Origin of the sequence: Corynebacterium sp. HMSC068G04 (genome assembly GCF_001814885.1) — a bacterium.
Lineage (GTDB): Bacteria > Actinomycetota > Actinomycetes > Mycobacteriales > Mycobacteriaceae > Corynebacterium > Corynebacterium hiratae.
This window is the reverse complement of the sequence record NZ_KV818349.1, coordinates 45,613-51,612: the sequence shown is the minus strand read 5'-3', so window position 1 is coordinate 51,612 and position 6,000 is coordinate 45,613. Positions and strand designations below refer to the sequence as shown.

The window sequence follows — 6,000 nt, the reverse complement described above, 5'->3', positions numbered from 1 at the left end:
CCCCGTAAACTCGATACCAACCCGCAGTTGCGTGCCTTTGTCATCGAGGGGTTGAACACGAAGTGGTCACCAGAGCAGATTTCGAACTTTCTTGCCCGCTGCTTCGGTAAAGGTGGGGATATGTCGATTAGTCATGAAACCATCTACCAAGCTCTCTACATCCAAGCTAAAGGTGCCTTGCGCCAGGAGTTGAAGGTAGAAAAAGCCCTGCGTTCTGGGCGTACCGGCCGAAGGCCGCAATCGCGCCTGCCAGCCCGCGGTAATCGAAGCTGGATTGGTGAGGACTACCGCATCAGCAAGCGCCCTGCCAGCGTTGAAGACCGTGCTATTCCAGGACATTGGGAAGGTGATCTCATCATCGGGCAAGGAGGCACAACGGCCCTTGTGACCTGCGTGGAACGCAGTACGCGCTACACCATGATCCGCAAACTTGATGTGCATGATTCCGCCACGACTGTCGATAAGTTAATCGAGATGTTTACTGGCAAAATACGCAACATCACCAAAACGCTGACCTGGGACCAGGGTGTGGAACTAGCCCAGGTAGACAGGCTGAGCATCGAGCGTGGGCTCGCAGTCTATTTCTGCGATCCGCACTCACCCTGGCAGCGTCCTACCAACGAAAACACCAACGGGCTAGTCCGAGACTTCCTACCCAAAGGAAGCGACTTTAGTACCCTGACCGATAAGGGCGTTCAACACATTCAAGACCTACTCAACGGGCGCCCCAGAAAAGTCCTCAACTGGTACACACCAGAAGAGAAAATCCAAGAACTATTCAAGTGATGCATCCACCACTTGAAACCGCCTCGCTGGGGCCCGAAAAGTTTGGCAACTAGGGCAGTAGGAACAGCAAGGTTTCCGTGAAAACAAGTGAATTGTCGCCTGTTTTCACGGAAACTTAGGCGTTTTCCTCGTTGTCGAAGCGCTTGCGCAAATCCCGCACGTACTCGCCCACCTCGGGGCCTTCGTACTCGCCGACGACCTCGGAGACCTCGCCCACCGAGCGAATCTGACCGTGGTCGATCCACAGGGCGGTATCGCACAGCTGGGCCAGGAAGTCATTGGAGTGGGAAGCAAAGACCAGGATGCCGGAGCGCTTCACCAGGTCCTGGAGGCGGACGCGAGCCTTGGCCATGAAGGCGGCGTCGACGGCGCCAATGCCTTCGTCGAGAAGCAGGATCTCCGGCTCAATGGAGGTCACCACACCCAGCGCTAGGCGCACACGCATACCGGTGGAGTAGGTACGCAGCGGCATGGAGAGGTAATCACCCAGCTCAGAGAACTCGGCGATCTCATCCATCTTGGCCTTCATCTGCTTGATGGTCTGGCCCAAGAAGAGGCCGCGGATGATGATGTTGTCATAGCCGGAAACCTCCGGGTCCATACCCACGCCGAGGTCGAAGACTGGGGCAACGCGCCCGCGGACGTCGGCAGCACCGCGCGTAGGTTCGTAGATGCCGGAGAGCAGGCGCAGCAGAGTGGTTTTGCCCGCGCCGTTGTGGCCGACGAGGCCGACGCGGTCGCCCTCACGCAGGTGGAGGTTGATGTCTTTGAGCGCTTCCACCATGACCACGTTCTGATCATTCTTGCCAATGGAGCCACCGGCCGTGGAGAGCATCGCTTTCTTCAGTGAACGGGACTTGGCATCAAAGATGGGAAAGTCCACGCAAGCGTTATACGTATCAATGGAAACCATGGACGATCCTTTCTAGACCCAGTAGGAGACGCGGAAGCGCCACTGCCGCATGGCCAGGCCAGCGATGAGCAGGCCGGCGATGGTGCAGGCGATGACGATGAGCCAGTGATAACCGGCGACGGGCTCGCCGATCATAGGGGCGCGGATGATCTCCATGTAGTGATAGAGCGGATTGATCTCAGCGATGCGCGCGCGGCTAGCCACAGCGCCTCCCTGATCCTTCAGGGTGTTGGTCATCCACACGATAGGCGTGACGTAGAAGAGCAGCTGGGTTAGAGCCTCCAGCAGCGGGGCAACGTCACGGAAGCGGGTGGCGATGATGCCGAAGAACATGGCTACCCACACGCCGTTAACCAGGAAGAGTCCTAGCGCCGGGATGAACAGGAGGAACTCCCAGCCCAGGTGGCGCGGGAAGATAATGATGAGCAGCAGCCAGATGATGAGGTTGTGGCCCAAGAAGAGGGTTTGCCGCCACACTAAGCGGTAGACGTGCACCGATAGTGGTGCGGGCAGCTGTTTGATCAAGCCCTCGTTGTCGATGAAGACCGTTGAGCCTTCCTTAATGGCGCCCGAAATGAAGTTCCACATAATCAGGCCCACGGTCACGTGGGGCAGGAATTCTGCAACCGGGATCTGGAAAAGCATGGAGTACAGCAGGCCTAGGGCCGCGGCCATCACGCCGGTCGCGATGGTGATCCAGAAAGGACCCAGTACCGAGCGGCGGTAGCGCTGCTTGATGTCTTGGATGCCCAGCTTGAACCACAGCTCGCGCTGGCGCGCACCTTGCAACAGATCGGCGAAGGCCGCCGACATGGTCATGGAACGCGAGGCCGGCTCCTCGCCGGGTGCAGGCGCGGAGGTCATGCGGGCGACGTCGTCACGCAGGTTTTTCTTGTCTTGCACGCCCTTCACCCTAGCGCGCACATCCGCTAAAAACCTACACACACGCCCTTAACCTGGGAAAACACGAGCGAGCTGGGAAAATCTCGGGTTAGGAAAGATTTACGTAGGGCGTATAGAGTAGGGAGTCGATCCGACGATTCGAGGAAGGGTTGAAGCATGACGGAACAGTATGACGTCGCCAGCGTGCGAGGTCTTTACACTGGTCTGTCCGATGGTTGGACCTACCTGAACGCGCACGCCGCGCCGCAGATTGCAGAACGCGTGGCCTCTGGGGTTGCCCGTTCTTTCCGAATGTCCGCCACGGTGAAGCCTCTGGAGGATGCCGTGGGCGCACACTCGGCGCATCACGACCCCGGGGAGCTCCACGCGGCAGACATGTATGCTTCCGCGCGCCGAGCCGTGGCTGATCTCACGGGTGCGACGGCAGACCGCGTTATCCTCGGCCCGTCCCTGCCGGTGCTGTATCAATCTCTGGGAGTCGCACTGCGCCCGCTGCTGCGCCGCCAGTCCTCGGTGGTGCTCTCCCGTTTTGATTCCCCGGAGTTTACGAGCGCTTTTGCGCACGTGGGCGCCGATACTCGGTGGTCACAGCCAGACCTGGGCACGGGCGAGCTGCCGGCGTTCCAATACGCTGATCTGGTGGATGGCTCTACGCGGTTTGTTGCTTTTTCGGCTGCCCATGAGCTGCTGGGCACGGTCACGCCGGCGTCGGAGATTATTGATACGGTCCATGAGCGCTCGCGCGCCTGGGTGCTTGTCGACGTCTCCTCGATCGCCCCCTACCGTCTCCTCGACTTTGATGCGATTGGGGCGGATATCCTCGGCGTGGATGTGGGTGCTCTCGGTGGCCCGCAGATGGCAGCGCTGGTCTTCCGCGATACCGCGATGTTCCGCCGCCTCGATGAGCTTGTCGTTGGCCCGGTTTCCGCGGGCTTGGCGGGTGGCGTTGGCCCCCTAGTGGATCATGTGGCGGAACTCGCCGGCGGGGAGCGCGGTTCGCGCCGCGTGCGCCTGACGCGTTCGATGCAAGCTCTCTCCGGCTATATGGAGGATCTCACCGGGGATCTCTACAGCTTGTTGGGCACGCTGCCGGCCGTCCACATCCTTGGTGTGACGGGGGAAGCGGCAGCCGACGCCTCCGATGACCGCCTCCCGCGCCTGACCTTCGCCGTGCGCGATGTGCCTGCGGACGTGATCCACCGCCGCCTCTTCGATAATGGGTTGGTGACTACCATCGCCCCGCACACCCCACTGCTTACGGAGATGGGTGTGGAGGAGGTTGGCGGTGCCGTTACGGTTTCGCTGAGTCCGTTTAGCACCTATCACGACGTCGAGCACCTCACCCGCGTGGTCGCGTCTTTGGCTTAGACCTCGAGGACGAGCTTGCCCGTGACCTCGCCGGAGTCGAGGGCTTTGTGGGCTTCGGCGGCGCGAGCAAGCGCAAATGTGCGATGCAGGTGGTGCTTGACGCTGCCGTCTTCCAACCAAGGCCAGACATTTTTGACGGTGTCCGCAACGATGGCGGCCTTGCCCTCCAACGAGCGGGAGCGCAGCGTGGTGCCCTGCAGGGTCAGGCGCTTGTTAAGCAGAATACCCATGTTGAGCTCGGCCTTCGTGCCACCCTGCATGCCGATGGTGACCATGTGGCCACCCTTGGCTAGCGCGATGAGGTTCTTTTTGAGGTACTTCGCGCCCATGATGTCGAGGATGACATCGCACTGGTTCTTCAGTTCCTCGGCGAAGTCCTGCTCGTTGTAGTTGATGAGGATGTCCGCGCCGAGTTCCTTGCAGGTCTCGAGTTTTTCGTCCGAGCCAGCCGTCACGGCGACGGTGGCGCCCAGTTGCTTCGCCACCTGGATGGCGAAGGTGCCGATGCCACCCGCGCCGCCGTGGATGAGGATGGTCTGGCCTTGAGTAAGACCAGCTTCCATAGCGATGTTGGACCAGACCGTGCAGGCCACCTCGATGACGGATGCGGCCTCGGCAAAGGAATAGCCGGTGGGGATGGGCAGCAGCTGGCCTTGGGGCACGGCCACGTACTCGGCGTAGCCGCCGCCGGCCAGCAGGGCGCCGACCTTGGAGCCAACCGCGACGTCGGTGTCGCCTGCGTCGACGACTTCGCCTGCGACTTCGAGGCCGATAATCTCCGAAGCGCCCGGCGGCGGTGGGTAGTGCCCGCGGGCCTGGAGCAGGTCGGCGCGGTTTACGCCGGCGGCTTTGACTTTAACGAGGACTTCGCCGGCAGCTAGTTCTGGTGTGGCGACATCCCCCAACTCCAGCGAGTGCGGGTCTTCCAGGTTGGTCTGAATGATAGCTTTCATGCCACACCACCGTACTTAAATCCAATCATCCTCGACGAGGAAGCCGTTGACCGTGATAGCAGCAGCATTGGCCTGGCCCATGGCCATCGCCACCTGTGCGGCTGGATTGACCACGTTGCCTACTGCCCAGACGCGCGGGTGGCTGGTGGCACCGGTGAGATCGGCCTTGATCAGGCTGCCGCCCATCGCAGGAGGCGGACTGTGGCGCTCGAGGTTGAGGTCAGCGAGGAACTCATCGTGGGGGCGGGGAATGGGCATGTAAAACAGTGCATCGACGGCATGCTCGTCGCTTTCCAGCAGGACTTTTCCGTCTTGGAAGGCGGTGACGGGGCCGTCGATAAGCGCAATGCCCCGCCGAGTCAGGTCCGCGCGCTGCTCGTCGGTGAATTCCATTCCATTGGTGAAGAAGGTGATGTCCTTCGACCACTGGCGCAGAACCGCGGCATGGTGGAAGGAGAACTCGCCGATGTAGAGCACGCCGAGCTTCTTGTCCGCCACCTCGTATCCGTGGCAGTAGGGGCAGTGGAGGACCGTATTTCCCCAGTTTTCTTCCAAGCCCGGGATGTTGGGGTGCTCGTCGTCCACGCCGCTGGCGACGATGATGGAGCGGGCAGCGACGGTCTCACCGTTGCTCAACGTGGCGGTGAGCGTGCGGTCATTATCGGTGACGGAATCCACGGTGGCGTTTATGATCTGCGCGCCATAGCTGCGCAGCTGCTCCTTGCCGCGCTCCTGGAACTCAAGGGGTGGCGTGCCCTCGAGGGCAATGACTCCATGAATTTCATGGGCGAAACGGTTGCGGGGAGTGGCGGAATCAACAATGAGCACGCTGCGGCGGGCGCGGACCATGACTAGGGCTGCCTGCAGGCCGGCCGCGCCACCGCCGATGATGAGGGTATCTACTGTCTGCATGGCCGCGAGTAAACCAGAGGAGGGTTTATATGGCAATGGTTTTCATTAATTTGTGGCAGGCGTCACGCCCAACCCTGACTTGGCCAAGTTAGTGTCGAAGGGTTGGGGTGTGGTGGGAATTCGTCAACATGAGGCATCGGCCAGAATTGCGAATGCGGCCCGTCG

6 protein-coding genes are annotated in these 6,000 nt (G+C 60.9%); 2 read left to right on the top strand and 4 right to left on the bottom strand.

Annotated elements, in window-relative coordinates; all coding sequences use genetic code 11:
- Positions 1 to 786: IS30 family transposase (locus HMPREF2993_RS13685; protein WP_168166776.1), on the top strand; the 786-nt coding region annotated here is incomplete at its 5' end.
- 115 nt (positions 787 to 901) lie between these two features.
- Here HMPREF2993_RS13685 and HMPREF2993_RS11585 read toward each other — a convergent pair.
- Together HMPREF2993_RS11585 and HMPREF2993_RS11580 are read right to left on the bottom strand one after the other, a co-directional pair.
- Positions 902 to 1,699, bottom strand: coding sequence for a galactan export ABC transporter ATP-binding subunit Wzt/RfbE (locus tag HMPREF2993_RS11585; protein ID WP_070681585.1), 798 nt, complete (start codon positions 1,697 to 1,699; stop codon positions 902 to 904).
- 12 nt (positions 1,700 to 1,711) lie between these two features.
- Positions 1,712 to 2,563 (bottom strand): galactan export ABC transporter permease subunit Wzm/RfbD, encoded by an 852-nt coding sequence (locus tag HMPREF2993_RS11580; RefSeq protein WP_141758312.1) that lies wholly within the window; start codon positions 2,561 to 2,563, stop codon positions 1,712 to 1,714.
- Between the two features lie 195 nt (positions 2,564 to 2,758).
- Here HMPREF2993_RS11580 and HMPREF2993_RS11575 point away from each other — a divergent pair, with 195 nt between their 5' ends.
- Positions 2,759 to 3,970 (top strand): aminotransferase class V-fold PLP-dependent enzyme, encoded by a 1,212-nt coding sequence (locus tag HMPREF2993_RS11575; protein WP_070702495.1) that lies wholly within the window; start codon positions 2,759 to 2,761, stop codon positions 3,968 to 3,970.
- Here HMPREF2993_RS11575 and HMPREF2993_RS11570 read toward each other — a convergent pair.
- Together HMPREF2993_RS11570 and HMPREF2993_RS11565 are read right to left on the bottom strand one after the other, a co-directional pair.
- A complete protein-coding gene (locus HMPREF2993_RS11570; RefSeq protein ID WP_049156764.1) occupies positions 3,967 to 4,923 on the bottom strand; it encodes an NAD(P)H-quinone oxidoreductase in 957 nt (318 codons plus the stop codon). The two genes, HMPREF2993_RS11575 and HMPREF2993_RS11570, sit on opposite strands and share 4 nt — an antisense overlap.
- A 15-nt stretch (positions 4,924 to 4,938) precedes the next feature.
- Positions 4,939 to 5,835, bottom strand: coding sequence for an NAD(P)/FAD-dependent oxidoreductase (locus tag HMPREF2993_RS11565; RefSeq protein WP_049156767.1), 897 nt, complete (start codon positions 5,833 to 5,835; stop codon positions 4,939 to 4,941).
- Between the last annotated feature and the right edge of the window lie 165 nt (positions 5,836 to 6,000).